General features: G+C 75.1%; 27 protein-coding genes. 8 read left to right on the top strand and 19 right to left on the bottom strand.

Annotated elements, in window-relative coordinates:
• Nucleotides 1-129 precede the first annotated feature (129 nt).
• From OHS17_RS08200 to OHS17_RS08230, 7 genes are read left to right on the top strand one after another with little or no spacing between them, the layout of a single operon-like run.
• Nucleotides 130-1,221 carry an ADP-ribosylglycohydrolase family protein gene (locus tag OHS17_RS08200; protein ID WP_330311630.1) on the top strand — a complete coding sequence of 364 codons (1,092 nt, stop codon included), beginning with the start codon at nt 130-132 and terminating at the stop codon, nt 1,219-1,221.
• Nucleotides 1,218-2,429 carry an ADP-ribosylglycohydrolase family protein gene (locus tag OHS17_RS08205; RefSeq protein WP_330311631.1) on the top strand — a complete coding sequence of 404 codons (1,212 nt, stop codon included), beginning with the start codon at nt 1,218-1,220 and terminating at the stop codon, nt 2,427-2,429. Before OHS17_RS08200 ends, OHS17_RS08205 begins: the two co-directional genes overlap by 4 nt.
• The gene (locus tag OHS17_RS08210) at nt 2,338-3,558 is read left to right on the top strand and encodes an ADP-ribosylglycohydrolase family protein (RefSeq protein WP_330311632.1); all 1,221 of its coding nucleotides are present in this window, start codon (nt 2,338-2,340) and stop codon (nt 3,556-3,558) included. The genes OHS17_RS08205 and OHS17_RS08210 overlap by 92 nt, the downstream gene beginning before the upstream one ends.
• Nucleotides 3,555-4,934, top strand: coding sequence for an ADP-ribosylglycohydrolase family protein (locus OHS17_RS08215; protein ID WP_330311633.1), 1,380 nt, complete (start codon nt 3,555-3,557; stop codon nt 4,932-4,934). Before OHS17_RS08210 ends, OHS17_RS08215 begins: the two co-directional genes overlap by 4 nt.
• Entirely contained in the window at nt 4,931-5,815 is an 885-nt protein-coding gene (gene rbsK, locus OHS17_RS08220) for a ribokinase (protein WP_330311634.1), read from the top strand. The genes OHS17_RS08215 and rbsK overlap by 4 nt, the downstream gene beginning before the upstream one ends.
• Nucleotides 5,812-7,011 (top strand): CaiB/BaiF CoA transferase family protein, encoded by a 1,200-nt coding sequence (locus OHS17_RS08225; protein ID WP_330311635.1) that lies wholly within the window; start codon nt 5,812-5,814, stop codon nt 7,009-7,011. Before rbsK ends, OHS17_RS08225 begins: the two co-directional genes overlap by 4 nt.
• Entirely contained in the window at nt 7,008-7,820 is an 813-nt protein-coding gene (locus OHS17_RS08230) for an HpcH/HpaI aldolase/citrate lyase family protein (protein WP_330311636.1), read from the top strand. Before OHS17_RS08225 ends, OHS17_RS08230 begins: the two co-directional genes overlap by 4 nt.
• 155 nt (nt 7,821-7,975) lie before the next feature.
• Here the strand turns inward: OHS17_RS08230 and lgt are convergent, their stop codons facing one another.
• The 11 genes from lgt to hisI all read right to left on the bottom strand — a co-directional run bounded on the left by lgt (nt 7,976) and on the right by hisI (nt 16,813).
• A complete protein-coding gene (lgt, locus tag OHS17_RS08235; RefSeq protein WP_330311637.1) occupies nt 7,976-8,932 on the bottom strand; it encodes a prolipoprotein diacylglyceryl transferase in 957 nt (318 codons plus the stop codon).
• Nucleotides 8,933-9,049: 117 nt separating this feature from the next.
• Nucleotides 9,050-9,868, bottom strand: a complete 819-nt coding sequence (locus OHS17_RS08240; protein WP_330311638.1) for a thioredoxin domain-containing protein — start codon at nt 9,866-9,868, stop codon at nt 9,050-9,052.
• A 75-nt stretch (nt 9,869-9,943) separates the two neighbouring features.
• Complete coding sequence (gene trpA, locus OHS17_RS08245; RefSeq protein WP_330311639.1) at nt 9,944-10,756, bottom strand: tryptophan synthase subunit alpha; 813 nt, start codon at nt 10,754-10,756, stop codon at nt 9,944-9,946.
• Nucleotides 10,753-12,039, bottom strand: coding sequence for a tryptophan synthase subunit beta (trpB, locus tag OHS17_RS08250; RefSeq protein ID WP_330311640.1), 1,287 nt, complete (start codon nt 12,037-12,039; stop codon nt 10,753-10,755). Before trpB ends, trpA begins: the two co-directional genes overlap by 4 nt.
• Before the next feature lie 118 nt (nt 12,040-12,157).
• Nucleotides 12,158-12,325, bottom strand: a complete 168-nt coding sequence (gene trpM / locus OHS17_RS33870) for a tryptophan biosynthesis modulator TrpM (protein WP_443053274.1) — start codon at nt 12,323-12,325, stop codon at nt 12,158-12,160.
• A gap of 7 nt (nt 12,326-12,332) precedes the next feature.
• On the bottom strand, nt 12,333-13,142 hold the full coding sequence (gene trpC / locus OHS17_RS08255; RefSeq protein ID WP_136204577.1) for an indole-3-glycerol phosphate synthase TrpC: 810 nt from the start codon (nt 13,140-13,142) through the stop codon (nt 12,333-12,335).
• A 124-nt stretch (nt 13,143-13,266) separates the two neighbouring features.
• A complete protein-coding gene (locus tag OHS17_RS08260; RefSeq protein ID WP_443066124.1) occupies nt 13,267-13,764 on the bottom strand; it encodes a DUF2752 domain-containing protein in 498 nt (165 codons plus the stop codon).
• Between the two features lie 77 nt (nt 13,765-13,841).
• Nucleotides 13,842-14,090: an HGxxPAAW family protein gene (locus OHS17_RS08265; protein WP_018104500.1), complete on the bottom strand. Its 249-nt coding sequence runs from the start codon at nt 14,088-14,090 to the stop codon at nt 13,842-13,844.
• 122 nt (nt 14,091-14,212) lie between these two features.
• Nucleotides 14,213-14,869: a TIGR02234 family membrane protein gene (locus OHS17_RS08270; RefSeq protein WP_330311641.1), complete on the bottom strand. Its 657-nt coding sequence runs from the start codon at nt 14,867-14,869 to the stop codon at nt 14,213-14,215.
• Nucleotides 14,870-14,930: 61 nt separating this feature from the next.
• Nucleotides 14,931-16,418 (bottom strand): anthranilate synthase component I, encoded by a 1,488-nt coding sequence (locus OHS17_RS08275; protein WP_161211440.1) that lies wholly within the window; start codon nt 16,416-16,418, stop codon nt 14,931-14,933.
• Between the two features lie 11 nt (nt 16,419-16,429).
• The gene (hisI, locus tag OHS17_RS08280; protein ID WP_328899720.1) at nt 16,430-16,813 is read right to left on the bottom strand and encodes a phosphoribosyl-AMP cyclohydrolase; all 384 of its coding nucleotides are present in this window, start codon (nt 16,811-16,813) and stop codon (nt 16,430-16,432) included.
• Nucleotides 16,814-16,898: 85 nt separating this feature from the next.
• On the opposite strand from hisI, the gene OHS17_RS08285 reads away from it, so the two are divergent.
• Nucleotides 16,899-17,531 (top strand): TIGR03085 family metal-binding protein, encoded by a 633-nt coding sequence (locus tag OHS17_RS08285; protein ID WP_018104496.1) that lies wholly within the window; start codon nt 16,899-16,901, stop codon nt 17,529-17,531.
• Between the two features lie 31 nt (nt 17,532-17,562).
• On the opposite strand, the gene OHS17_RS08290 is transcribed toward OHS17_RS08285, so the two are convergent.
• The 8 genes from OHS17_RS08290 to hisH all read right to left on the bottom strand — a co-directional run bounded on the left by OHS17_RS08290 (nt 17,563) and on the right by hisH (nt 26,279).
• The gene (locus OHS17_RS08290; RefSeq protein WP_330311642.1) at nt 17,563-18,810 is read right to left on the bottom strand and encodes an MFS transporter; all 1,248 of its coding nucleotides are present in this window, start codon (nt 18,808-18,810) and stop codon (nt 17,563-17,565) included.
• A 25-nt stretch (nt 18,811-18,835) separates the two neighbouring features.
• Nucleotides 18,836-19,423: an ArsR/SmtB family transcription factor gene (locus tag OHS17_RS08295; protein WP_330311643.1), complete on the bottom strand. Its 588-nt coding sequence runs from the start codon at nt 19,421-19,423 to the stop codon at nt 18,836-18,838.
• A gap of 91 nt (nt 19,424-19,514) precedes the next feature.
• Nucleotides 19,515-20,801, bottom strand: coding sequence for a PucR family transcriptional regulator (locus OHS17_RS08300; RefSeq protein ID WP_330311644.1), 1,287 nt, complete (start codon nt 20,799-20,801; stop codon nt 19,515-19,517).
• 176 nt (nt 20,802-20,977) lie between these two features.
• Nucleotides 20,978-23,632, bottom strand: coding sequence for a helix-turn-helix transcriptional regulator (locus tag OHS17_RS08305; RefSeq protein WP_383166568.1), 2,655 nt, complete (start codon nt 23,630-23,632; stop codon nt 20,978-20,980).
• 127 nt (nt 23,633-23,759) lie between these two features.
• Nucleotides 23,760-24,515, bottom strand: coding sequence for an imidazole glycerol phosphate synthase subunit HisF (hisF, locus tag OHS17_RS08310; protein WP_073968225.1), 756 nt, complete (start codon nt 24,513-24,515; stop codon nt 23,760-23,762).
• Nucleotides 24,512-24,916 (bottom strand): RidA family protein, encoded by a 405-nt coding sequence (locus OHS17_RS08315; protein ID WP_018104490.1) that lies wholly within the window; start codon nt 24,914-24,916, stop codon nt 24,512-24,514. Before OHS17_RS08315 ends, hisF begins: the two co-directional genes overlap by 4 nt.
• On the bottom strand, nt 24,913-25,638 hold the full coding sequence (gene priA / locus OHS17_RS08320) for a bifunctional 1-(5-phosphoribosyl)-5-((5-phosphoribosylamino)methylideneamino)imidazole-4-carboxamide isomerase/phosphoribosylanthranilate isomerase PriA (protein WP_073968223.1): 726 nt from the start codon (nt 25,636-25,638) through the stop codon (nt 24,913-24,915). Before priA ends, OHS17_RS08315 begins: the two co-directional genes overlap by 4 nt.
• On the bottom strand, nt 25,638-26,279 hold the full coding sequence (gene hisH / locus OHS17_RS08325) for an imidazole glycerol phosphate synthase subunit HisH (protein ID WP_330311646.1): 642 nt from the start codon (nt 26,277-26,279) through the stop codon (nt 25,638-25,640). Before hisH ends, priA begins: the two co-directional genes overlap by 1 nt.
• Nucleotides 26,280-26,292: the final 13 nt, after the last annotated feature.

The following is a 26,292-nucleotide window of genomic DNA, read 5'->3' on the forward strand; positions in this document are numbered from 1 at the left end:
TGCCTTGCTGTCCGGAAGGCGTCATCCGAGTGGCCCTTTTGTGTGCGTAACCGGCCTTCGTCCGGGCTCGGCGTGGAACGGATCCCACAGGCACGAGTACTGGCTCGGTACGAGCGAAGGGTCGACGCGATGGAGACGGTCGCAGGAAATCCGACGGCGCCGCGGGCGGGCGGCACACGGACGGCACGGCTTACGGAGGATCCGGAACCGGGCGGACCCGTCGACCGGGCCAGGGGCACGCTGCTCGGTCTCGCGGTCGGCGACGCGCTCGGCGCCCCGGCGGAGAACATGCGGCCCTCCGAGATCCGCCGCCGCTGGGGCCGGATCGAGGGCTTCGTCAGCGACGACCCGGCGGGCACCGACGACACGGAGTACGCGATCTTCTCCGGGCTGCTGCTGGCCCGGCACGGCTCGGAGCTCACCGTCACCGATGTCGAGCGGGCCTGGCGGCTGTGGATCGCCGACCTGGACGAGGGGCCGTTCCGGGGCGCCGGCTTCAGCGAGCGCGGCACCCTGGAGAACCTGCGCCGGGGCCTGGCCGCGCCGATCTCCGCCCAGCACCGGCACGCCTGGAGCGACGGCCTGGCGATGCGCGCCGCGCCCTTCGGCGTCTTCGCGGCCGGGCGCCCCGCCGAGGCGGCCCGGCTGGTCGCGGTCGACGGCCGGGTCAGCCACGAGGGCGAGGGCATCTACGGCGGCCAGGCGGTGGCCGCCGGGGTGGCCGCCGCGATGACCTGCGCCTCGGTCACCTCGGTGATCGCCGCCGCGCTCTCGGTCGTCCCCATGGACTCCTGGACGGCCCGCTCCCTGCGCCGCGCGGTGACGGCGGCGCAGCGCCCGTACCCCGACCGCCTCACCGGCGAACGCGCGGTCCGCTCCGCCGTGGTGGTCGGCGGCTACCCCTGGACGGACCTGGCCCCCGAGGCGGTCGGCCTGGCCTTCGGCGCGTTCGCGGCGGCGCGCGGCGACTTCCGTACGGCGGTGCTGATGGCCGTCAACATGGGCCGCGACGCCGACACGACGGCCGCGGTGGCGGGCGCCCTCTGCGGCGCCCTGCACGGCGCGTCGGCGATTCCGCGCCTCTGGGCGGACGCGATCGGCCCGGTGCGCGGCAGCTGCCTGCCGTCGATGCGGGGGTACCACGTGGTGGACATCGCGGACCTGCTGGCGCCGGGCGCGGCGGACGGCGGACCCGGTGGCGAAGGCGCGGTGCGGCGATGAGCGGCACGCGGCGCGCCCGCATCGAGGGGCTGCTCGTCGGGCTGGCCGCCGGGGACGCCGCCGGATGGCCCGCGGCCCGGCACCGGGCGGCCCGGATGCCGGAGTGGACCCGGCGGCTGACCCGGGAGCTGGACGCCTTCGCCGAGCAGAACGCGACGACCACCCTCCCCGTGCCCATCGCCCTCAACCAGCCGCCCGAGCCGCTGCGGCTCGGCCCGTCCGACGACGCCGAGTGGGCGGCGTTCGCGGCGGCGACCGTGCTGGCCGCCCCCGGACCGGGGCGGGTGCGCGCCGCCGTCTCCGGGGCCTGGAACGCGCTCGCCGCCGAGGTCGCCGCCGCCGCGGCGCGCGCGACCGAGGTGGAGGCGGCGGTGCTGCCGCTGCGCGCCCGGATCTCGGTACGGGCCGGGCTCGGGAACCTCGCCGCCGGGCTGCGGCCGCCCGCCACCGGGCACGACAACCCGCACTACTTCGACGACGCGGCGTGCGTACGGGCGGCCGTGCTGGCGGTCGTCCACCCGGGCGACCCGCACGCGGCGGCGGAGCTCGCGGAGTTCGACGCGCGCTTCACGCAGGACGGCGACGGGGTGCACGGGGCGCGGGCGATGGCCGCCGCGAGCGCCGAGGCGCTGGGCGGGGCGGACGTGGACACGGCGGTCGACGCGGCGCTGGCCCAGCTCCCGGACGGCACCGAGATCGCCCGCAACGCGGCCCACGCGGTCCGGATCGCCCGGGAGTTCGCCGGGGAGCGGGCCGGGGCGTTCGCGCTCGTCCCGGTCCTGGAGCACCAGATCGTGGACCACGTCTACAGCTACGGGATCGCCGCCGCCGAGACCGTACCGGTCGCCCTCGCCCTGGCCACCGCGTCCCGGGGCGACATCGCGCAGGCCGTGCCCGCGGCGGCCTGCCTGTCCCGGGTCGCGGACTCCGCGCCCGCCCTGGCCGGGGCGCTGACCGGGGCGCTGGGCACCATCGGCTCCGTGCCCGACGGCTGGCGGGAGACCTGCCGGACGCTGGCCGGCTGCGCGCTCCCCCGGTTCGCGGGCACGGATCTGGTGGAACTCGCCGGGCTGCTGGCAGCCACGGAACCGGCCCCCACGGGTGGACAATTCGGACATGACATCCACCGTGCCCCTGGCGCCCACGACGTCCCCCTCCCCCACGACAGCCACGACGCCCGCGACCCCCGGGGCGCCCACGCTCGATGACCGGATCGCCGGAGCCCTCGTCGGCGCAGCCGTCGGCGACGCGCTGGGCGGCCCGGTCGAGGGCCGCTCCCCGGAGCAGATCACGGCCCGGCACGGCGGCAGGATCACCGGGATCGTCGGCCCCTGGGACGGCGACGACTGGCGGACCGCCCGCCCGATCGCCCCGTACCACAAGGGCGACGGGCACGTCACCGACGACACCTTGATGACGCACGCGCTGGTCCGGGTGTACGGGAAGGTGCGCGGCCATCTCGACGCGTACGCGGTCGCCGACCACCTCGTCCCGGAGATGATCGGCGAACCGCGCTGGATCCCGGAGCTGGAGGCCGAGGCGCTGCCGCTCCAGCGGGTCTTCCTCGCGGAGAAGTGGATCGTCGCCCGGCTGCACTACGGGCACGTCGACCCGCGCGAGGCGGGCTCCGGAAACATCGTCAACTGCGGTGCGGCGATGTACATGGCGCCGGTCGGCCTGGTGAACGCCGCCCATCCGCAGGCGGCGTACGCCGAGGCGATCGACGTCGCGGGCGCCCACCAGTCGAGTTACGGCAGGGAGGCGGCCGGGGTCTTCGCGGCCGGGGTCGCCGCCGCCTGCGCGCCCGGGGCGACGCCCGCCACGGTCGTGGAGGCGTGCCTGGCGCTCGCCAAGGACGGCACCCGCGCCGCGATCGAGGCCGTCTGCGAGGCGGCCTCCCGCCACCGGGACGTCGAGTCGGCGCTCGTCCCGCTGCGCGCGGCCGTCGCCCCCTTCGACACCGTCGGCCCGGACTACCGCGCCCCGTCGCTCGGCGCCCGCCGCCCGTCCCGGCTGCACGCGATCGAGGAGCTGCCGGTCGCCCTCGGCATGCTGCTCGCCGCCGACGGGGACTACCGGCAGGCGGTCCTCGGCTCGGTCAACTACGGCCGCGACTGCGACTCGATCGCCACCATGAGCGGCGCGCTCGCGGGCGCCCTGCACGGCGAGCGGGCCGTCCCCGCCGACTGGGCCGCGACGGTCGCGGAGGCCAGCCGCCTCGATCTGCGCGCCCCGGCCCGGACCCTGGCCGAGGTGGCCCGCGAGGTGTTCGCCCGGGACACCGCCCGCCGCCGCGCCCACGAGGCCGCCTTCGCGACGCTGGCGGGCACCCCGTGACCACGGCGGTGCGGGTGACCTGGGTGCAGCCGGAGGACCTGGTGGGCCACGAGCTGCGGCAGGCCGCCGAGGACGGCCGCGACGCGCGCGCCCTCGCCCGCCGGTGGTACGAGGCCGGCGGCTCCCCCGCCCCGGAGCGCGCGGGCGCGTCCGACCCGGGCGCCCCGCCCGGGCTGCGCGCGGTCGCCGAACGGCTGCTGGACGAACTCGCCCTGCTGGAGTCCCCGCTGGCCGGTGACGAGCCGGACGGCCTGGACGCGATCCGGGCCGCCTGCCCGCAGTGGCCGCACGCCCGGGAGGTGCGGCCGGCCGGCCCGGAGCGGCTGCACGCCGCCTGGCTGGGCCGCGCCGCCGGCTGTCTGCTGGGCAAGCCGGTCGAGAAGCTGCCGCTGGAAGGCATCCGCGCCCTGGCCCGGGCCACCGGCAACTGGCCGCTGGACACCTGGTTCACCGCCCGCGGCCTGCCCGCCCCGCTGGCCGCCACCTACCCGTGGAACCGGCGCTCCGCGGCCACCTCGCTCGCCGAGAACATCGACGGGATGCCCGAGGACGACGACCTCAACCACCCGTTGCTCACCCTTCTGCTGCTCCAGCGGCACGGCGCCGCGTTCACCACGGCGGACCTGGCCCGGCTGTGGCTGGACGAGCTCCCGGCGGGGCGTACGTTCACCGCCGAGCGAGTCGCGTACCGCAATCTGCTCGACGGCATCGAGCCCCCGGACACCGCCCGGCACCGCAACCCGTTCCGGGAGTGGATCGGCGCGCAGATCCGGGCCGACGTGCACGGCTGGACCCGGCCCGGCGACCCGGCGGGCGCGGCGGAACAGGCGTACCGCGACGCGGTCCTCACCCACACCGGGAACGGCGTCTACGGCGCGATGTTCACGGCGGCGGCGCTGGCCGAGGCGGCCGGCGGCGAGACCGATGTGCACGGCTGCCTGGCCACCGGGCTGCGCGTGGTGCCGCCGCGCTCGCGGTTCGCGGCGGCGGTACGGGACGGCATCGAAGCCGCCCGCGGGGAACGGGACTTCGATACGGTCGTGGACCGGCTGCACGCGGCGTACGGCAGGTATCACTGGGTGCATGTGCTGCCCAACGCGGCCCTGCTGGCCGCTGCCCTCACCCACGCCGACGGCGACTTCACGGGTTCCGTCTGCAAGGCGGTGTCCGGCGGCTGGGACACCGACTCCAACGGCGCGACCGCCGGTTCGCTCGCCGGACTGCTCGCCGGGCGGCCGGACGCGCTGCCCGACCGGTGGACCACCCCGCTGAAGAACCGGCTCGCCACGTCCGTCCCCGGTTTCGACGGGACCGGCTTCGACACCCTGGCCGCACTGACCCATCGGCTCACCCACGAGGAGGCACTCCGCCCATGACCAGAATCGCGGTGCTCGGCAGCACCAATATGGATCTTGTGGCCTACGTCGACCGGGCCCCGGAACGCGGCCGGACCGTCACCGGGCGGGAGTTCCGCACGATCCCCGGCGGCAAGGGCGCCAACCAGGCGGTCGCCGCCGCCCGCGCGGGCGGTGACGTGCTGATGATCGGCGCGGTCGGCGACGACGAGTACGGCGTACGGATGCGGGAGAACCTGGAGCACTCCGGCGTCGACACCGACCTGCTGCACACCGCCGAGGGCCCCAGCGGCACCGCCCACATCGTGGTCGACGCCAAGGGCTCCAACGCGATCGTGGTCATCCCCGGCGCCAACGGCACCATGACCGCGCTCGGCCCGGGCGAGGTGGCCGCCATCGCCGAGGCGGACCTGCTGCTGCTCCAGCTGGAGCTGCCGATGTCCGCCGTGATCGAGGGCGCCCGCGCCGGTCACGCCCAGGGCGTACGGACCGTGCTCACCCCCTCCCCCGTCCAGGAGCTGCCCTCCGAGCTCCTCGACCACATCGACCTGCTGGTCCCCAACGAGCACGAGGCGGCGGAACTCTCCGGCTACGACGACCCGCACGCGGCGGCGGAGATCCTGCTCGGCCAGGTCCCGGCGGTGCTCATCACGCTCGGCTCGAAGGGCAGCCTGTACGCGGCCCGGGGCAGCCGCACCATCCACTTCCCGGCCCCGGACGTGACCGCCGTCGACACCACCGGCGCCGGGGACACCTTCGTCGGCACCCTGGCCGTGGCGCTCGGCGAGGGCCGCCCGGTCCCGCAGGCCGTCGCCTGGGCCTCGGCCGCCGCCGCGCTCTGCGTACAGAAGCCGGGCGCCTCGGTCTCCATGCCGTACCGCAGCGAAATCGACGGCGCGTGAGCGCCCCCGCGGCGCCGCCGCTCACCGGACTACGGGTGGTCGATCTCGCCACGCTCTTCGCGGGCCCCCTCTGCGCGACCATGCTGGGCGACTTCGGCGCCGAGGTGATCAAGGTCGAGCATCCGGTCCGCCCCGACCCCTCCCGGGGCCACGGGCCCGCGAAGGACGGCGTGGGCCTGTGGTGGAAGCTCCTCGGCCGCAACAAGCGCAACCTGACGCTCGACCTGTCCGCCCCGGAGGGCCGCGATCTGCTGCTGCGGCTCGCGGCGGACACCGACGTGATCATCGAGAACTTCCGGCCGGGCACGCTGGAACGCTGGGGGCTCGGGCCCGACGAGCTGCACGCGGTCAACCCCCGGCTCGTGCTGGTGCGCGTCACGGGCTTCGGCCAGTTCGGCCCGTACGCCCACCGGCCCGGCTTCGGGACGCTCGCCGAGGCGATGAGCGGCTTCGCGGCGATCACCGGGGAGCCGGACGGGCCGCCGACCCTGCCGCCGTTCGGCCTGGCCGACTCGATCGCCGCGCTCGCCACGGCGTACGCGGTGATGGCCGCCCTCGCCGGGCGCGACCGGACCGGCGAGGGGCAGGTGGTCGACATGGCGATCATCGAGCCGATCCTGACCGTGCTCGGCCCGCAGCCGCTCTGGTACGACCAGCTCGGTTACGTACAGCCGCGCACCGGGAACCGCTCGCGCAACAACGCGCCGCGCAACACGTACCGCACCTCGGACGGGGAGTGGGTGGCCGTCTCCACCTCCGCGCAGTCCGTCGCGGAGCGGGTGATGCGGCTGGTCGGGCGGGCGGACCTGATCGAGGAGCCGTGGTTCGCCTCGGGCGCCACCCGCGCCGAGCACAGCGACGAGCTGGACGAGGCCGTGGGCCACTGGATCGCCCGGCACAGCCGGGAGGAGGCGCTGTCCGCGTTCGAGAAGGCGGAGGCCGCCATCGCGCCCATCCACGACGTACGGGACGTCATGGAGGACCCGCAGTACCGGGCGCTGGACACGGTCACCGAGGTGGACGACCCGGAGCTGGGCCCGCTGCGGATGCAGAACGTCCTCTTCCGGCTGTCCCGGACCCCGGGCGCGATCCGCTGGACGGGCCGCCCGCACGGGGCCGACACCGAGGAGATCCTGACCGAGCTGGGGCTGACCGGGCCCGAGATCTCGGCGCTGCGGGCGGAGCGGGTGCTGTGAGCGCGGCGGCCCCCCTCACCCTGCTGTACGTGCCCGGGGACCGGCCGGACGTCGTGCGCAAGGCGGCCGCCTCGGGCGCGGACGTGGTGATCGTGGACCTGGAGGACGCGGTCGCCCCCGACCGCAGGGAGTACGCCCGCGCGGCGACGGTGGAGCTGCTGTCGGACCCGCCGTCCGGCGCGGCGCCGCCCGTGCATGTGCGGGTCAACGACGAGGCGGACGTGCTGGCGCTCGCCGGGCTGCCGGGGCTCGGCGGGCTGCGGCTGCCGAAGATCACCCACGCCGCGTCCGTGCACCACATCGCGGCGCGGGCCCCCGGGGTGGCCCTGTGCCCGCTCCTGGAGTCGGCGCTCGGCATCGAGCACGCGTACTCGGTGGCCGCCGCCCACCCCCAGGTCCAGGCCATCGCCCTGGGCGAGGCGGACCTCCGCGCGGATCTGGGCGTACGGGAGGACGCGGGGCTCGACTGGTCGCGCAGCCGGGTGGTGGTCGCCGCCCGGGCGGCGGGCCTGGCGCCGCCCACGCAGTCGGTGTTCGCGGACGTCCGGGACCTGGACGGCCTCTCGACCTCCTGCGCCCACGGCCGGGCCCTGGGCTTCCTGGGCCGGGCGGCGATCCACCCCCGCCAGCTCCCGGTGATCGAACGCGCCTTCCGCCCCACACCGCAGGAGGTCGAGGCGGCCTGGCAAATCGTGGAGGCGGCCCGCGACCAGGCAGGCGCCCAGGCCCTCCCGGACGGCCGCTTCGTCGACGCGGCCGTGGTTGCGCAGGCGCAACGGACACTCTCGCTCGCCGAACGAAATCGGTGACCTGGCGCCCCACCTGGCCGCTGTGTCCTCAATCGCTGGACGGGCTGGATTACCCCCGCACCGCCACATCAAGCCCGTCCGGCGGTTGAGGACACCCCACGACGGCGAAGGGGCCGCCCAAAACCTCGGCGGCCCCTTACTCAGCTAGCGCGGCGTCAGCCCTTCGCGGCCTCCGCCGTACCGTCCGCCTTCGGCGCATCCGCATCGGCCTCCGGCTTCGCGTCGGCCTCCGCCTCCGCGGCCTCCGGCTCGTCCGACTCGGCCTCGTCCGCCTTGTCCGAGGATTCCGGCGCCTCCGGCGCCCCCGGCTCGACGATCTCCTCGCGGCCCGGGCGGAGCTTCGCCGAGATCACGATGTACGTCACCGCGAGCACGAACACGATCAGCGCGGTCCACACGTTGAGCCGCAGGCCCAGGATGTGGTGCGCCTCGTCCACCCGCATGTACTCGATCCACGCGCGCCCGGCGCAGTACGCCGCGACGTACAGCGCGAACACCCGGCCGTGGCCCATCTTGAAGCGGCGGTCGGCCCAGACCACCAGGAGCGCGACGCCGACGCACCACAGCGACTCGTACAGGAAGGTCGGGTGGTAGGTGCCGGCCACCCGGTTCGGCCCGTCGCTGATCTTCAGCGCCCACGGGACGTGGGTCTCCCGGCCGTACAGCTCCTGGTTGAACCAGTTGCCCCAGCGGCCGCACGCCTGGGCGAGGACGATGCCGGGGGCGAGGGCGTCGGCCCAGGCGGGCAGCGGGATCCCGCGGCGGCGGCAGCCGATCCAGGCACCGACCGCGCCCAGCGCGATCGCACCCCAGATACCGAGGCCGCCCTGCCAGATCTTGAAGGCGTCGACCCAGTCCTCACCCTCGCTGAAGTACAGCTGGTAGTCGGTGATGACGTGGTAGAGCCGGCCACCGACGAGCCCGAACGGCACGGCCCAGACGGCGATGTCGGCAACGGTGCCGGCGGTGCCTCCTCGGGCGATCCAGCGCTTGTTGCCGAACCAGACGGCGACGAAGACACCGATGATGATGCAGAACGCGTAGCCGCGGAGCGGGATCGGTCCGAGATCGATCACGCCGGTCGACGGGCTGGGAATGTAGGCAAGGTTCATGGCAGCGTCGACGCTACCCTGCCGGACGGGAGGGAGGACAACCCGCCCGGCAACGTCTGGGTAACGAGCGGGCCATCGATTCCCCCGGCCGGCCCCGTCGGAGCCGGCCTCCGGGCCCTACGGCGTGGCCGTGGGGGTGGCCGGTTTCTTGCCCTTGTTGGCCTCGGCGACCCACTTCTTCAGGTTGGCCACGGTGATCGCCTCGTCGCCCTTCTTCGGGAAGATCGACTCCCCGTTGAGCAGGGCCGTCGGAGTGCCTTGGAAGCCGCCGTCGCTGAAGGCCTTGTTGGACTTCTGCACCCACGCGTCGTGCTTGCCGTCCTCGACGCAGCCGCGGAAGCCGGGCGTGTCGAGACCGGGGACCTTCTTGGCGAGCTCGATCAGCTTGTCGTTGTCGCCGAAGGCGTCGTCGGTCTCCGCCGGCTGGTTGCTGTACAGCACGTCGTGGTACGCGGAGAACTTGCCGGCGTCCTGCGCGCAGGCGGCCGCGTTGGCCGCCTTGAGGGAGCCGCTGCCGCCCATGTTGCCGTCGATGATCGTGGCGAGGTGGTAGTCGACCTTGATCTGGCCGTCGCGCTCCATCTCATGGATCGTGTCGCGGAACGCGTTCTCGAACTGGGCGCAGACCGGGCAGCGGAAGTCCTCCCAGATGGTGAGGGTGGACGGGGCGTCGTCCGCGCCGACCCGGATGGCCAGGGCGTCCTTGCCGGTCGCCCCGGACGGGGCGACGGCGGGTCCGGACGCCTTGGACTTGTCGCTCTTGCCGTCGGTGTTCGCCGCGATCACGCCGACGACGGCGGCCAGGCCCAGGACCCCCACCACGGCCGTGGACACGATCAGCGTGCGGCGCCGGCGGTCGCGCGCCTTCGCCTGCTCGCGCTGCTGGATCAGCCGGTCTCGCGCGGCCCTCTTACCCTGTTCGTTCTTCTCGCTCACACCGCGCAAACGACCCGGGGAGGCACTCGCGTGCCTCCCCGGACCGAGGTCCACCCGTTCGGGTTACCCCAGGTGTCAGCGCTTTCGAACACCTTCGGCAAGATCGGCCGCCAGTGAACGGACGCCCGCGAGGCCGGCCGCCTCGTCGGGGGCGTCCAGCATGCACTTGACGAACGCCGTGCCGACGATGACGCCGTCGGCGAAGCCGGCGACCTCCGCGGCCTGGGCGGCGTCGGACACGCCGAGGCCGACGCAGACCGGCATCCCGGTGGTGGCCCGGGTCCGCCGGACCAGGTCCTGCGCCTGCGCGCCGACCGAGGCACGGGTGCCGGTGACGCCCATCAGGGACGCGGCGTAGACGAAGCCGGAGCCCGCGTCGGTGATGGTGGCGATCCGCTCGTCCTTGCTGCTGGGCGCGACGACGAAGACGGTGGCCAGGCCGTGCCGCTCCGCGTGCTCGCGCCACAGCGCGGACTCCTGGACCGGCAGGTCGGGCAGGATGCACCCGGCCCCGCCCGCCTCGGCCAGCTCGGCGGTGAACCGCTCGACGCCGTACCGGTCGATCGGGTTCCAGTACGTCATGACCAGGATCGGCGCCCCGGTGGCCTCGTGGGCCTCGCGCACCGTGCGCATCACGTCGGCGATCCGCACGCCGCCGCGCAGCGCGATGTCGTCGGCGGTCTGGATGACCGGGCCGTCGAGGACCGGGTCGCTGTGCGGCAGCCCCACCTCGATGACGTCGGCGCCGCCCGCCACGGCGGCCTTGATGGCCTCGATGCCGCCGTCGACGGTCGGGAACCCGGCCGGCAGGTACGCGATGAGCGCGGCCCGGTCCTCGGCCCGCGTGGCGGCGAGCGTGCTGTTCAGCAGTTCGATGTTGCCGCTCACTGCGCGTCCCCCTCGATCTCCGCGGTCCGGCTGCCGGCGTCGGCCTCGACGGCCGCGTCGGTGTCGTACAGCCCGAAGTAGCGGGCCGCCGTGTCCATGTCCTTGTCGCCGCGCCCGGAGAGGTTGATCAGGATCAGCCCGTCCTTGCCCAGCTCCTTGCCGACCTCCAGCGCCCCGGCCAGCGCGTGCGCGCTCTCGATGGCCGGGATGATGCCCTCGGTGCGGGAGAGCAGGCGCAGCGCCTGCATGGCCGCGTCGTCGGTGACGGCGCGGTACTCGCCCCGGCCCACGTCCTTGAGGTAGGCGTGCTCGGGGCCGATGCCCGGGTAGTCCAGACCGGCCGAGATGGAGTACGGCTCGGTGATCTGGCCCTCGTCGTCCTGGAGGACGTAGCTGCGCGAGCCGTGCAGGATGCCGGGCTCGCCCGCGGTCAGGGTCGCCGCGTGCTCGCCGGTCTCCACACCGTGTCCGGCGGGCTCGCAGCCGATGAGGCGGACGTCCGCGTCGGGCACGAAGGCGTGGAAGAGGCCGATGGCGTTGGAGCCGCCGCCGACGCAGGCCACGGCGGCGTCCGGCAGCCGGCCGGCCTGCTCCAGGATCTGCCGTCTGGCCTCCACGCCGATGACGCGGTGGAAGTCGCGGACCATCGCCGGGAAGGGGTGCGGGCCCGCGACCGTACCGAAGAGGTAGTGGGTGCGGTCCACGTTGGCGACCCAGTCGCGGAACGCCTCGTTGATGGCGTCCTTGAGGGTGCGGGAGCCGGACTTCACGGCGATGACCTCGGCGCCGAGGATCCGCATGCGCGCCACGTTCAGCGCCTGGCGCTGGGTGTCGATCTCGCCCATGTAGATGGTGCAGTCGAGGCCGAAGAGGGCGCAGGCGGTCGCGGTGGCGACGCCGTGCTGACCGGCGCCGGTCTCCGCGATGACGCGGGTCTTGCCCATGCGCCGGGTCAGCAGGGCCTGCCCCAGCACGTTGTTGATCTTGTGCGATCCGGTGTGGTTGAGGTCCTCGCGCTTGAGGAAGACGCGGGCGCCCCCGGCGTGCTCGGCGAAGCGGGGCACCTCGGTGAGGGCGCTGGGCCGACCGGTGTAGTGGACCATCAGCTCGCCGAGCTCGGCGGCGAACGCGGGGTCGGCCTTGGCCTTCTCGTACTCGACGGCGACCTCGTCCACGGCGGCGACCAGCGCCTCCGGGATGAACTTTCCGCCGTACGCGCCGAAGTAGCCCTCGGCGCTGGGGATCAGACCCTCCGGGTCCGGGATGAAGAAGTCGGAAGACATGCGGGACGTGCTCCTCGTCGTCACAGGGGTGGTTGCACCGTCTGCGCCGTGAGCGGAGCGCCGCCCCGGTCCGGGACCGGGGCGGTTTCGGGCACGCGGGAATGCGGCCGGGCTCGCTCTACGGCGCGCGTCCCGTGCGCCATCGCATGCCGTTGACCTGACCGGGCTCGGCGCCGATCACGTACCGCACCCGCCGGCCGCGCACCCGGCGCGCGGGCGCCCGGCAGCCGCGGTGCCACGAGGGCAGCGCGCAGCGCACCGGAGCGGGATGCGGAAGGGACGACACGGCCTGGTCAGCCCCGTCCGTGGCGCAGGGCGGGGTGGGCGCCGGCGGCGACGAGGTCGGCGACGGCGGTCCGCGGGTCGCGGCCGGTCACCAGGGACTCGCCGACCAGCACCGCGTCCGCGCCGGCGTTGGCGTAGGCGATCAGGTCGTGCGGGCCGCGGACGCCGGACTCGGCGACCTTGACGATGTGGTCCGGGATCTCGGGGGCGACGCGCTCGAAGGTGGAGCGGTCGACCTTGAGGTCCTTGAGGTTGCGCGCGTTGACGCCGATGATCCGGGCGCCGGCCTCGACCGCGCGCTCGGCCTCCTCCTCGTCGTGCGCCTCGACCAGCGGCGTGAGGCCGATGGACTCGGCACGCTCGATCAGGGAGACCAGGGCCTCCTGTTCGAGGGCGGCGACGATCAGCAGCACGAGGTCCGCGCCGTACGCGCGCGCCTCCCACAGCTGGTACGAGGTGACGATGAAGTCCTTGCGGAGGATCGGGATGTCGACCTTGGCGCGGACGGCCTCCAGGTCGGCGAGCGAGCCGCCGAAGCGGCGCTCCTCGGTGAGGACCGAGATGACGGAGGCCCCGCCGGCCTCGTAGTCCGCGGCGAGCGCGGCCGGGTCGGCGATGGCGGCCAGCGCGCCCTTGGAGGGGCTGGAGCGCTTGACCTCGCAGATGACGGTCACGCCCTCGCCGCGCAGGGCGGCGACGCCGTCCTTGGCGCGGGGGGCACGGGCGGCGCGTTCCTTGAGCTCGTCGAGGCTGACGCGCGCCTGCCGCTCCGCGAGGTCGGCGCGTACGCCGTCGATGATCTCGTCGAGCACACTCACGCGAGCGGCCCCCTTCCGGAACGGTGAAAAAACGTAACAGGCCACAGGATCAGCCACTCCGATGTTATCCGCAGGAGGGCGCTGCGCCCGCATCCACCCGGCGGCTGTCCCACTACCTGGGACTTCACGGGGCGAGCGCGGAGCCGAAGGGGAGGTTCCGGATGACGGTGAAGAGCAGCAGTACGGCACCGATCGCCCACCAGTGCACCGGCCGCAGCGTGATCCGCAGGGGCTTTCCACGGGCCTCGCGGAGCAGCCATACGGCCCACAGCACGGCGAAGATCCCGTAGCCGACGACGGCGAGCGCGTTGGCGCCGAAGGCGGCGGCCAGGTCGCCGTGGGCGAAGGCGTGGGCGCTGCGGAGACCACCGCAGCCGGGGCAGTAGATGCCGGTGAACCGCAGCAGCGGGCAGACGGGGTAGTGGCCGGGCTGGTTCGGGTCGACGGTGGCGACGTATCCGAAGGCGCCGACGACGGCGGCGAGCACGCCCACCGGGACGGCGGTCCGCCGCAGCCGCGAGGCGCCGGCGGGGGCCGTGGGGAAGAGGGGGGCCCGCACGGGGGCGAAGGGCGGCGGCGGCCCGGGAGCCGGGGCGGGCTTTGGCGTTGGCGTTGCGTCCACCCGGTGATTGTCGCCGCTGACGCGGAAAGGCGCAGCCCGGTCCGGGCCGCGCCTTTCCGGCGTACGTGGTGCGGGGGTCAGGAGGTCTGCGCCTGTCCGGCGCGGGCGCGGGCGGCGCTCAGCTCGGCCGACTCCTTCGGCATGCCGAGGCCCGCGGCCTTCATCGCGAGGCCGACGACACCACCGAGCAGGACGACGCCCATGCCGGCCCAGAAGCCGACCGGGTTGGCCGCGACCATGAAGACGCCCGCGACGCAGAAGCCGATGAAGGCGATGATGACACCGGTCCAGGCGGCCGGGGTGTGTCCGTGGCTGCTGCCCGCCATGAGTTGCTCCTCGTTGGTGTTGCGCTGTTGGAATCGCTCGGGTCGCTGTGCCCACGGCCCGTGCCGCTGTGCCAGCTCACCGTCATTGTCCCGTACGTGGGGGTAGGACGTGAGCTGGGGGGTCATGCCTCGCGCGTCGGGTCCTCGCCGCGGTCCAGGGCCTTCCACAGATCCTCGGGCCGGTCGGGGTCGAGCGGGCGGGGGGCCTTGCGGGGGCGGGGGGTGCCGTCGCGCTCGTAGCGCCCGGACATCGTGGGCCAGCGGCTGCCGTAGCGCAGGGCGAGCAGCCCGGCGAGCAGGATCAGCAGGCCGCCGGCCGCCGTGACGTACGGCCAGGCGGTGTGGCTGAGGGCCGTGATGCCGGCGGCGGCGTCACCGCTGGTCCGGGCGGCCTTCTCGTCCAGTGCCCCGCTGTCGGACGCGCCGATGAAGGCGCTGAGCGCGGCGCCGAGTCCGCTGAGCGCGAGGAGTCCGGCGACCACGCGCCGGCCGCCGCCACGTACGGCGAAGACGGCGACGAGGGCGGCCAGGCCGACGATCGCGAGGGCGGCGGGGAGCCCGGTGACGTCCTGCCCGTCGGCGCTCAGCGGCAGGCTGCCGCCACCGACGGCGGCCTTGCCCTCGGCCCAGGTCTGCCCGGAGGCGAGCAGGACGACGGTCGCGCCGGCCGCCCCGAGGAGCAGGCCGGCCGCCAGGGTGCGGCGGCTCCCCGCACTGTCGGGCGCGGCGGCGGCTTCGGTACGGGGCTGGGGTACGGGGACGGCACTCACGTACTCCACTATCCCTCACCGGCCCGGAACGCCCCACCGCGCCCCTGGCCGGGAGGCACCGGCGTACGGCTCAGGCGCCGCCGAGGCGGTTGGCGGTGTGGACGGCGCGCAGGACGGCCGCCGCCTTGTTGCGGCACTCGGTGTCCTCGGCGACCGGGTCGGAGTCGGCGACGACGCCCGCGCCCGCCTGGACGTACGCGGTGCCGTCGCGGAGCAGGGCGGTGCGGATGGCGATGGCGGTGTCGGAGTCCCCGGCGAAGTCGAGGTAGCCGACGCAGCCCCCGTACAGGCCCCGGCGGGTGGGTTCCAGCTCCTCGATGATCTGGAGGGCGCGGGGCTTGGGGGCGCCGGAGAGGGTGCCGGCGGGGAAGCAGGCGGTCAGCACGTCGAAGGCGGTGCGCCCCTCGGCGACCTTGCCGGTGACGGTGGAGACGATGTGCATCACGTGCGAGTAGCGCTCGATGGACATGAAGTCGACCACCTCGACGCTGCCCGGCTCGCAGACCCGGCCGAGGTCGTTGCGGCCGAGGTCCACGAGCATCAGGTGCTCGGCGCGTTCCTTGGGGTCGGCGAGGAGTTCGTCGGCGAGGGCCTGGTCCTCCTGCGGGGTGGCGCCGCGGTGCCGGGTTCCGGCGATGGGGTGGACCATGGCCCGGCCGTCCTCGACCTTGACCAGGGCCTCGGGGCTGGACCCGGCGACGTCGAAGCCGTCGAACCGGAAGAGGTACATGTACGGCGAGGGGTTGGTGGCGCGCAGCACCCGGTAGACGTCGAGGGCGCTCGCGGTGCACGGGGTCTCGAAGCGCTGGGAGGGCACCACCTGGAAGGCTTCCCCGGCGCGGATGCGCTCCTTCACGTCCTCGACGGCGTCCTGGTACGCCTGGCCGCCCCAGAGCGCGGTGTACGGGGGCAGCTCGGAGGGCGGCAGGGCGGCGGGGGCGTTCTCGACGGGGCGGCGCAGGTCGCGCTCCATCGCGTCGAGCCGGGCGACCGCGTCGGCGTGCGCCTCGTCCACGCCGGTGGCCAGGTCGTTGTGGTTGATGGCGTTGGCGATGAGCAGGACGCTGCCGTCCCAGTGGTCGAGGACCGCGAGGTCGGAGGTGAGCAGCATGGTCAGCTCGGGGAGCTTGAGGTCGTCGCCGCCGCTCTCGCCGATCTTCTCCAGGCGGCGCACGATGTCGTAGCCGAGGTAGCCGACCATGCCGCCGGTGAAGGGCGGGAGGCCGGACTCCCGGTCGTGCGGGGTGTGCAGGGCCTCGATGGTGGCGCGCAGGGCGTGCAGCGGGTCGCCGTCGACGGGGACGCCGACCGGCGGGGTGCCGAGCCAGTGGGCCTCGCCGTCGCGGGTGGTGAGCGTGGCGGCGCTGCGTACGCCGATGAACGAGTAGCGCGACCAGGTGCGGCCGTTCTCCGCGGATTCCAGCAGGAAGGTGCCGGTGCGCTCGCCCGCGAGCTTGCGGTAGAGCCCGACGGGGGTGTCGCCGTCCGCGAGGAGGCGGCGGGTGACGGGGATGACGCGCCGGTCGACGGCCAGCTTGCGGAAGGTGTCGAGGTCCATGGCGGCTGACCCTACTGCCCGAGGAACAGCGTGTCGGCGTCGAAGCAGGTGCGGTCGCCGGTGTGGCAGGCGGCGCCGGTCTGGTCGACCTTGACGAGGACGGTGTCGGCGTCGCAGTCCAGGGCGACGGACTTGACCAGCTGGATGTGGCCCGAGGTGTCGCCCTTGACCCAGTACTCCTGGCGGCTGCGGGACCAGTAGGTGCAGCGGCCGGTGGTGAGGGTGCGGTGCAGCGCCTCGTCGTCCATCCAGCCCAGCATCAGCACCTCGCCGGTGTCGTACTGCTGGGCGACGGCCGGGACCAGTCCGTCGGCGCCGCGCTTGAGGCGGGCGGCGATGGCGGGGTCGAGGTCGCTGGCGGTCCGGGGGGTGCCGGGCGGGGGCGTGCTGCTCATGGGGCCCATTGTGCCGTGGTGGCGCGGGGTGTCCGGGCGGGCGTCCACTGGGCGGACGGGGGACGGCGGTCGTACGCTGGCGGGCATGTCGACCCATGCGAAGCGCGAACGTCTTCTGCTCGCCGACCTGTTGGAGGCGGCGGGCCCGCAGGCCCCGACCCTGTGCCACGGCTGGACGGCCCGTGATCTCGCGGCCCATGTGGTGGTGCGGGAGCGGCGGCCGGACGCGGCGGCCGGGACGCTCATCGGGCCGCTGAAGGGCCGCCGGGACCGGGTCATGGCCGAGTTCACCGAGAAGCCGTACGAGGAGCTGATCCAGCTCATCCGGACCGGCCCGCCCCGGATGTCCCCGTTCGGCCTGAAGCAGCTGGACGAGGCGGCGAACACGGTGGAGTTCTACATCCACGCGGAGGACGTACGCCGGGCGCAGCCCGACTGGACGCCGCGTGAGCTGGACCCGGTCTTCGCGGACGTGCTGTGGGCGCGTACGGAGAAGGCGGCGCGGATGCTGGGCCGGAAGGCGCCAGTGGGCCTGGTGCTACGCCGCCCGGACGGGCAGACCGCGGTGGCGCACCGGGGGACGCCGGTGGTGACGGTGACCGGTGAGCCGGGCGAGCTGCTGCTGTTCGCGTTCGGGCGGCAGGACGCGGCGCGGGTGGAGCTGGAGGGCGAGCCGGAGGCGATCGGCCGGGTGACGACGGCGAAGCTGGGCATGTAGCCCGTACGCGCGAGGGCTGGGGCGGGCCCGGTCAGCCCGGGAGTTCCGCCCGGCGGAGCGGGGCGATGAGGAGGCCGGTGACGACACCGGTCGCGCACAGGGCCGCGCTGGCGACGAAGACCGGGCCGGTGCCCCAGAGGGCGACGGCGGCGCCGGTGACGGGGTAGCTGAGCGGCGCGAGGGCGTGCGTGAAGAGCGTGGAGACCGAGGTGACACGGCCCAGGTAGGCCGGTTCGGTGACGGTCTGCGTGAGCGCGCCGCACAGCGAGCCGCCGAGCCCGGCGAAGAGTCCGACGAGGACCGCGACGGCCGCGGCGAGCGGCAGGGAGGGCACGTACGCCAGGGCCGCGATGGCGAGGGCCCCGACCAGGACGGTCAGGCACATGACCAGTCCGGCCCTGGGGACGCGGCCGCGTACGGCGAGGAGGAGGGCGGAGGCGCCCGCGCCTGTGCCGAAGGCGGCGACGACCCAGCCCATGCCGGAGGCGCCCCAGCCGCGTTCGTCGCTGAGCAGGATGAGGCCGAGGTTGAGGGGGCCGACGAAGCCGAGTTCGCTGACGGCGACGACGAGCATCAGGGGCCCGAGGACCGGGTGGCGGCGAATGTGGCGGAGCCCGTCGGCCAGTTCGTGCCAGGCGCTGCCGGTGGGGGCGGCGGCCTCGGACGCGGGCAGCGGGGCCATCCGTACGGCCAGCAGGAGCGGGAGCGACACGGCGAAGAGGATCCCGGCCGCGGCGAAGGCGAGGACCGGGCCGCCGAGGGCGACGGCGACGCCGCCGAGCGGGGCGCCGACGACATTGGCGGTCCGGGTGGCGAGACCGCGCATGCCCTGGACGCGGGCGAGCTGGGACGCGGCGGTGATCCGGGGCGGCAGGGCGCCGACGGCGGGCAGGAAGAGGGCGTCGACGGCGCCGAAGACGAGCGCGACGGCGATCAGCATCCACACCGTGGGCGAGGTGAGCAGCAGGGCTCCGGCGAGGCCGAGGATCACCAGGCAGCGGGCGGTGTCGCTGGCGACGACCACGCGGCGCGGGCCGAGCCGGTCGGCGAGCACTCCCCCGCCGAGCAGGAGCACCGCCCGGGGTATGGAGCCGGCGGCGAGCACCAGGCCGGTCTGCGTGGCGCTGCCGGTGCGGGCGGCGGCCCAGGCGAGCGCCATGTAGTAGACGCTGTCGCCGATCATGGACGCGGTGTACGCGCCGAGCCAGCGCAGGATGTTGCCGTCGCGGTGGGCCGGGCGGGCGGGGGCCTCGGCGGGGGCGGGCAGGGTGGCGGTCACGGTCTCGTCCTCTCGGGGGTCCGGGTCAGGTGCGGAACGGGAAGCCGTACACGTGGAGCGCGACGTTCTCGCGGTTCTCGCCGTCGCCGGCCTCCTCGCGGGCGCGGCCCCGCTGCTCGTAGCGCTTGATGAGGTCGTTCATCTCGGAGGACAGCGCGGCGAGCTCGTCGGCGGTCAGCCGGGCGAGGTATTCGGAGCTGAAGGAGGCGCGGCGCCACTCGGCGGGCCAGGTGCGGTTCGCGTCGAGGTGGCGGCGGTACATCTCGACGTGCTGGTCGAAGGACAGCCGGGTAACGGCGGAGTGCGTCGCGGCCTTCTCGGGCGCGTCGCTGAAGTCCTCGTCGTGGAAGGTCAGCCCCTCCGACGCGGGCTGCCACCAGCGCTCGCGGCCGTCCCTGCCCTGCCGGTCCGCCTCCTCGATCAGCCCGTGGTCGGCGAGCTTGCGCAGGTGGTAGCTGACGAGCGAGACCGCCTCGTCCACCTGCTCGGCGAGCTGTGACGCGGTGGCCTGCCGGGCGATGTAGAGGGCCCGGTAGAGCTTCATCCGCAGGGGGTGCCCGAACGCCTTGAGGGTGCCGAGGTCGGAGACCCGGCGTGATTCTTCGCGTGCCATGCCGAGGAGCGTAGATAGAAAAGAAAACTTGCGCAATATTTATTGCGAAAGAAACGCTGCACGTCTGGTCCGGTCCCGCGCTCCCCGGCCCTCAGCCCGTCAGCAGGCGGCGGGCCGCGAGCGCCAGGGAGACCTCCGTGGCGTCCGAGGGCCGGGTCAGGCAGCGGCCGGTGAGCTGTTCGAAGCGGCGGAGGCGGTTGAGGACGGTGTTGCGGTGGCAGTAGAGGCGGGCGCCCGCCCGGGGCGCCGAGCCGTCCGCGTCGAACCACGCGGTGAGCGTGTCGATGAGCACGTCCCGGTCCGCCGCGTCCAGCCGGTCCAGCGGGCCGAGCACCCGGTCGGCGAGGGCCGCGCCGAGCACCGGGGACGAGACGACCAGGGCGGCGGGCAGGTGCGCGTCGAGCAGGACGGTCCCGCCGTCCGCCGGGCAGGCCCGCAGCGCCGTGTCCGCGAGGCGCCGGGCGTCCCCGACCGCCGCGAGACCGTCCACCACCGAGCCGATGCCGGCCCGGGCCCCGGGCGGCACGCGCAGACCGGCGGCCAGCGCGGCGAGGGCGTCCGCCGGGTCCGTGCCGTCGGCCCGGCCCAGCGACAGCACGGCGTACTCCGCCTCGACCCCCGCGTGCCACACGGCGTCCGGACCGGCGGGCAGCTCCAGGGGCGGGTGCGCCGCGCCGTGGGAGCGGCGGGCGGCGCGGAGCGCGAGCACCGCGTACCGGCCGTCCTCCGGCAGGCCGAGGGCCGCCGCCGTGTCCGGGAGATCGGCGACCCGGGCGGTACCGTCGAGCAGCGCGGCGGTCATCAGGCGGTGCCGGTTCTCCCGGCGCCAGGCGAGGCGGCGCTCCGCCCCGCGGTAGGCGTCGGCGACGAGCCCGCAGTGCTCGTCAACGAAGTTCCAGACGTCCGCGGCGACGTGGACCAGCAGCCGGACGTCCTCGGGGTGGCGGCGGGCGGTCTCGTCCACCAGGTCCTGCCAGACCATCGCCCCGCCCATCCGGAACGCGTGCAGGACCGCGTCCAGCGGCACCCCCTGCTCGGCCCGGACCTCGCCGATCCGCCGCGAGGTGCGGTGCGCGGCCTCCCGGAACTCGCGGGGCCGGATGAGCGAACCGACGTTGTGCCGCAGCGACTGGTGCACCTCCTGCCAGATCTCCGCCGGGTCGGCCTCGATCGCCGCGCGGTAGCCGGGCTCCCGCTCCCGCAGCGCCTCCACCATCCGGTCCGTCAGCTCCGGGAGGGCCGCGACCAGGACCCGGGCGGCCCGGTGCAGGACGGCGACGGCCTCGCGGTCGGCCAGTGACCGGAAGCGGCGCGGGGGCGGTGCGAGGGGCGGCGGCGCGTGCGGCACCCCGACCCGTGGACGTACGACCTGTGGCATGGCGGCCTCCACCGGGATTCGGCCGGCTCGGTGCACGCCGGCTCCGGCACGCCCCGCCCAGGGCAGGGCCGCGGGCGCAGCGAATGATCCTGACGCCCGCAGAATGACATACCGCCCAGTCGGTACCTAGAGGTGTGCGGCCTCCTTCTCATCACGGTCCCGCAACTCCGGTGTTCTCAGCCCCCGTTCCCCAGCAGCCCGGCCAGCTCCGTCCGCGAGCGCACGCCCAGTGCGGCGAATACGTTGCGCAGGTGGTGGTCGACGGTCCGGGTGCTCACCGAGAGCCGCCGCGCGACCTCCCGGTTGGTGGCCCCCTCGGCCACGCACCGGGCGATCCGGGCCTGTTGCGGGGTGAGCCCGGCCAGCGGCGCGGCCGCCCCGGCACACCCCCGGGGATCCACCGCAGCACCGGCCGCCCGGAGTTCGCCGCTCGCCCGGGCCGCCCAGGCCGGAGCCCCGCACCGCTCGAACCCGACGAGGGCGTCCCGCAACGGCTCGCGGGCCTCGCGGGTACGGCGGCGCCTGCGCAGCCAGGACCCGAACAGCAGCCGAGTCCTGGCCTGTTCGAAGTCGCCGCCGGCCCGGTCGTGATGGGCCAGGGCCTCCCCGTACCGCCCGGCGGCCTCGCTCTCCGGTGCCAGCAGGGCCCGGCAGCGGGCGAGCTGGGCGGGGACCTGGGGGTCCGTGGTGCGCGTCGCCCACACGGCGAACTCCGCGACCGCCTCGGCCACAGGGTCCGCTCCCCCGCCCCGGACCACCGCCCGCCCGGCCAGCACGGACGCCTCGACGTAACAGGGCACGGCGAGCATCCGGGTGGCGAAGTGGCCGCGCCGGACCAGCGGGTCGAGCCGCGCCGCCGCCTCCGCCGGGCGCCCGGCCGCCAGATCGACCCGGGCCAGTGCCCAGGTGGCCAGGGTCTCCGCCTGGACGAGCCCGTGCGGCGCGGCGCCCGCGAGCGCGGCTCCGGCGTGCGCCGCGCACTCCCGCGCCCCGCTCTCCACCGAGGCGGCGAGAGCGAGTACGGCGTGCAGATGGGCGGCGGTGTTGGGCCGCCCGGTACGGCGTGCCGCGCGCAGGCCGTCCAGCGCGTGGGCCCGGGCCCGGGCGTGCCGGCCGGCGCGCAGCTCCGCGTAGGCCAGGTGTTCCAGAGCCTGCGGCAGCAGGGCGTCGGCACCGCTCGCGGGTACGGCGGCGAGGGCGCGGGCCCCGGCCCGGCAGGCGGCGTCGAGGTCGCCGAGCACCAGACCGGCCGCCCCGGCCCGTAACAGCGCCGCCGGGTCGCGGGCGCCGGAGTCGAGACAGCGGCGCAGCAGCAGGTGCCCCGCGCCGATCCGGCCGCGCAGCACGGCGCACATCCCGTCCCGGTAGGGGACCAGGTCCCGGTCGGCGCCGTCCGCGGGGATACGGGTCAGCGCGTCCAGGTACCCGAGGGCGTCGCCCGCCGCCCAGGCGGCCTCGGCGGCCCCGAGCAGGGCGTCCCGGGCGCCTCCGGGATCGTGCGGGGCGAGCATCGCTGCGGCGGTGAGCAGGGCCTCGTGGGCGTCGGGGACGGGCCCGTCGGCGAGGGCGAGCAGGCCGTGTGTGCGGTGGGCGGGGCCGTGGCCGGGCGCGGCGGCCGCCCGTGCCAGCAGGGCGCGGGCCCGCCCCGGCTCCCCCGCGAGCCGGTACTGCTCGGCCGCCGCCGCGAACCGGCAGGCCCTGTCCGCCTCGTCCGGGGTCAGCGCGGCCGCGTGGGCCAGGGCGGTCGCGCGGTCGGCGGGCGGGCGGGGCGGGGCGGCGGCCGCCTCCAGCGCGGCGGCGAGCGGGGCGTCGGGGCCGGGGGACGCGCAGGCCCGCTGGATCAGGGCGGCGTACCCGGGCGCGAGCAGTCCGGCGAGCAGGGCGTGCACCGCGCGGCGGCGGTCCGGGGGCGCCCGGTGCAGAAGGGCGCGGCGCATCAGGGGCTCGCCGAAGTGGACGCGGTCACCGGCCGGTCGGAGCACGCCGGTCGTCCGGCCCGGGGTGTGCGGGACGGCGGCCGAGGCGGCGGCGCGGCGTACGAGGGCGAGGTCCGCCCCCGCGCCCTCGGGCTCGTGCGCGTGGGCGGCGGCCGCGATGAGGAGCAGGGTCCGGGTGGCGGCGGGGAGGTGGCCGACGCGGTCGGCGTGGGCGGCCAGGACCTCCTCGCCGCCGGGCAGCGGGTGGGGCAGCGGGGTCCGCCCGGCGAGCTGGGCCGGGGTGAGGCGGGCGGTGAGACCGGTGAGCAGCCCGGGGTTCCCGGCCGCCTCCCGGAGCAGCTCGCCCCGCACGACCGGATCGGCCCGGTCCGCCCCGGTGAGCCGGTCCAGCAGCGCAGCGGCCGCCTCGTCGTCCAGGGGGCCGGGGCGGAGGGCGGGCAGCCCGGCGAACCCGGCCCCGTCCCCGGCGGCGATCAGCACGGCGACCGGGGTGCCGGGACCGGTCCGGCGGGCGGCGAGGGCGAGGGCGGCACGGGAGCCGGGGTCCCAGAGGTGGGCGTCGTCCACACACACGAGGAGCGGCCGCCCGCCGCCGGTCCGCCGGAGCCGGGCGAGGAGGATGTCGGGCGGTACGGGGCCGGGGGTGCCCAGCAGGGCGTGCAGCCCGCTGTACGGCACCCACCGTTCGCCGGGGGCGGCGACGACGTGGAGGACGGGCCCGGCGCCCCGGTCCTGGTGCGTCGCGGCGGCGTGGGCGAGGAGCGCCGTGCGGCCCGAACCGGGCGGGGCGGTGAGGACCAGCGCCCCGCCGTCGCCGTGGTGCAGGCGCGTCAGCAGGGCGTCCAGGGCGGCGATTTCACCGCTGCGGCCGTACAGCCGGAGCGGACTGTGCACGGTCGTGGGGGGAGTCACGCCCGGCACGCTAGGCGCGCGCACCGGGGCCGGAAAGGGCCGCGTACGACGGTGGGGCGCCCTCCCAGGGGAGGACGCCCCATGTCTGTGCACGCGCACAACCGGCCGGTCAGCGCACCGGGTGCCCGGCCTCCGCCAGCGCGCCCTTGACCTCGGAGATGCGCAGGTCCCCGAAGTGGAAGACGGACGCGGCCAGGACCGCGTCGGCCCCGGCGTCGATGGCCGGCGCGAAGTCCGCGAGCCGTCCGGCGCCGCCGGAGGCGATGACGGGGACGCGGACGTGCTTGCGGACGGCGGCGATCATCTCGGTGTCGTAGCCGTCCTTCGTCCCGTCGGCGTCCATCGAGTTGAGCAGGATCTCACCGGCGCCGAGCTCCGCCGCCCGGTGGGCCCACTCGACGGCGTCGATGCCGGTGCCCCGGCGGCCGCCGTGCGTGGTGACCTCGAACGTGCCCTCGGGGGTGCGCCGGGCGTCCACCGAGAGCACCAGGACCTGGCGGCCGAAGCGCTCGGCGATCTCCCGGATCAGCTCCGGCCGGGCGATGGCCGCCGTGTTGACGCCCACCTTGTCCGCTCCGGCCCGCAGCAGCTTGTCGACGTCGTCCGGGGTGCGGACGCCGCCGCCCACCGTGAGCGGGATGAAGACCTGCTCGGCGGTGCGGCGCACCACGTCGTAGGTGGTCTCCCGGTCACCGCTGGACGCGGTGATGTCCAGGAAGGTCAGCTCGTCGGCGCCCTCGGCGTCGTACAGCTTCGCCATCTCGACGGGGTCGCCCGCGTCCCGCAGGTTCTGGAAGTTGACGCCCTTGACGACCCGGCCGTTGTCCACGTCGAGGCAGGGGATGACACGTACCGCGAGGCTCATCGCGCACCCGCCCGGTAGGCCTCGACCTCGACCTCGACCACCAGGCCCGGGTCCACGAAGCCGGAGACCACGACCATGGTGGCGGCGGGGCGCACGGCGTCGAACAGCTCCTTGTGGGCGCGGCCGACCTCGTCGGTGTCCCGGGCGTGCATGACGTACATCCGGGTGCGGACGACGTCCTCGCGGCCGAGGCCCAGCTCCTTCAGCGCGTCGAGAGCAACGTTGAAAGCCGTGACCGTCTGCTCGTACGGGCCGCCCCCGGCGATCTCGCCGCCGACCACCGACGTGCAGCCGGAGACGAGCACCAGGCCGTTCGGCAGTTCGACGGCGCGGGAGTAGCCGAACTTCTCCTCCCAGGGGGCGCCGGAGGAGACGCGGCGCACGGATGCGGAATCGGTCATACGGAGACCGCCTCCAGCGCCTCTTCGAGGGTGAACGCCTTCGCGTACAGGGCCTTGCCGACGATCGCGCCCTCGACGCCCGCCGGGACCAGCGAGGCGATGGCGCGCAGGTCGTCCAGCGAGGAGACGCCGCCGGAGGCGACGACGGGCTTGTCGGTGGCGGCGCAGACGTTCTTCAGGAGCTCCAGGTTGGGGCCCTGGAGCGTGCCGTCCTTGGCGATGTCGGTGACGACGTAGCGGGCGCAGCCCTCGGAGTCGAGGCGGGCCAGCGTCTCGTAGAGGTCGCCGCCGTCGCGGGTCCAGCCCCGGCCGCGCAGCGTGGTGCCGCGCACGTCGAGGCCGACGGCGATCTTGTCGCCGTGCTCGGCGATGACCTTGGCGACCCATTCCGGGGTCTCCAGGGCGGCGGTGCCGAGGTTGACGCGGCGGCAGCCGGTGGCGAGGGCGGCGGCGAGCGAGGCGTCGTCGCGGATGCCGCCGGACAGCTCGACCTTGATGTCCATGGCCCCGGCGACCTCGGCGATGAGGTCGCGGTTGTCCCCGGTGCCGAAGGCGGCGTCCAGGTCGACCAGGTGCAGCCACTCGGCGCCGGCGCGCTGCCAGGCGAGTGCGGCCTCCAGCGGGGAGCCGTAGGAGGTCTCGGAGCCGGACTCGCCGTGCACCAGGCGGACCGCCTGGCCGTCGCGGACGTCTACGGCGGGGAGCAGTTCAAGCTTCGGCATTACAGCGTCTCGATCCAGTTGGTCAGCAGCTGGGCGCCGGCATCGCCGGACTTCTCGGGGTGGAACTGGGTGGCCCACAGCGCGCCGTTCTCCACGGCCGCCACGAACCGTTCGCCGTGCGTGGCCCAGGTGACCCTGGGGGCACGGATCTTCGGGTTGGTGACTTCGAGGTCCCAGTCGTGCGCCGCGTACGAGTGCACGAAGTAGTACCGGGCATCGGCATCGAGCCCGGCGAACAGCTGGGAGCCCTCGGGGGCTTCGACGGTGTTCCAGCCCATGTGCGGGACGACGTCGGCCTTGAGCGGGCCGACCGTGCCGGGCCACTCGTCCAGGCCCTCGGTCTCCACACCGTGCTCGATGCCGCGCTCGAACAGGATCTGCATGCCGACGCAGATGCCCATGACGGGGCGTCCGCCGGCCAGCCTGCGGCCGATGACCCACTCGCCGCGGGCCTTCTTCAGGCCCTCCATGCACGCCGAGAACGCGCCGACGCCGGGCACGAGCAGCCCGTCCGCGTTCATCGCGGCGTCGAAGTCGCGGGTGATCTCGACGTCCGCGCCGACGTGGGCGAGGGCGCGCTCGGCGGAACGGACGTTGCCGAAGCCGTAGTCGAAGACGACGACCTTCTTCTTCGTATCCACGTGTCGCTCGTCG

Source organism: Streptomyces sp. NBC_00523 (assembly GCF_036346615.1).
Classification (GTDB): Bacteria; Actinomycetota; Actinomycetes; order Streptomycetales; family Streptomycetaceae; genus Streptomyces.

What these genes read in the sequence shown, in the direction of transcription:
- OHS17_RS08285 (WP_018104496.1), top strand. Translation starts at nt 16,899, where the DNA reads ATGTCGACCCATGCGAAGCGCGAACGTCTTCTGCTCGCCGACCTGTTG.
- hisF (WP_073968225.1), bottom strand. Translation starts at nt 24,515, where the DNA reads ATGAGCCTCGCGGTACGTGTCATCCCCTGCCTCGACGTGGACAACGGC.
- rbsK (WP_330311634.1), top strand. Translation starts at nt 4,931, where the DNA reads ATGACCAGAATCGCGGTGCTCGGCAGCACCAATATGGATCTTGTGGCC.
- lgt (WP_330311637.1), bottom strand. Translation starts at nt 8,932, where the DNA reads ATGAACCTTGCCTACATTCCCAGCCCGTCGACCGGCGTGATCGATCTC.
- OHS17_RS08315 (WP_018104490.1), bottom strand. Translation starts at nt 24,916, where the DNA reads ATGACCGATTCCGCATCCGTGCGCCGCGTCTCCTCCGGCGCCCCCTGG.
- OHS17_RS08300 (WP_330311644.1), bottom strand. Translation starts at nt 20,801, where the DNA reads ATGCCACAGGTCGTACGTCCACGGGTCGGGGTGCCGCACGCGCCGCCG.
- OHS17_RS08205 (WP_330311631.1), top strand. Translation starts at nt 1,218, where the DNA reads ATGAGCGGCACGCGGCGCGCCCGCATCGAGGGGCTGCTCGTCGGGCTG.
- hisI (WP_328899720.1), bottom strand. Translation starts at nt 16,813, where the DNA reads ATGAGCAGCACGCCCCCGCCCGGCACCCCCCGGACCGCCAGCGACCTC.
- trpB (WP_330311640.1), bottom strand. Translation starts at nt 12,039, where the DNA reads ATGTCTTCCGACTTCTTCATCCCGGACCCGGAGGGTCTGATCCCCAGC.
- OHS17_RS08265 (WP_018104500.1), bottom strand. Translation starts at nt 14,090, where the DNA reads ATGGCGGGCAGCAGCCACGGACACACCCCGGCCGCCTGGACCGGTGTC.
- OHS17_RS08200 (WP_330311630.1), top strand. Translation starts at nt 130, where the DNA reads ATGGAGACGGTCGCAGGAAATCCGACGGCGCCGCGGGCGGGCGGCACA.
- OHS17_RS08210 (WP_330311632.1), top strand. Translation starts at nt 2,338, where the DNA reads ATGACATCCACCGTGCCCCTGGCGCCCACGACGTCCCCCTCCCCCACG.
- OHS17_RS08275 (WP_161211440.1), bottom strand. Translation starts at nt 16,418, where the DNA reads ATGGACCTCGACACCTTCCGCAAGCTGGCCGTCGACCGGCGCGTCATC.
- priA (WP_073968223.1), bottom strand. Translation starts at nt 25,638, where the DNA reads ATGCCGAAGCTTGAACTGCTCCCCGCCGTAGACGTCCGCGACGGCCAG.
- OHS17_RS08295 (WP_330311643.1), bottom strand. Translation starts at nt 19,423, where the DNA reads ATGGCACGCGAAGAATCACGCCGGGTCTCCGACCTCGGCACCCTCAAG.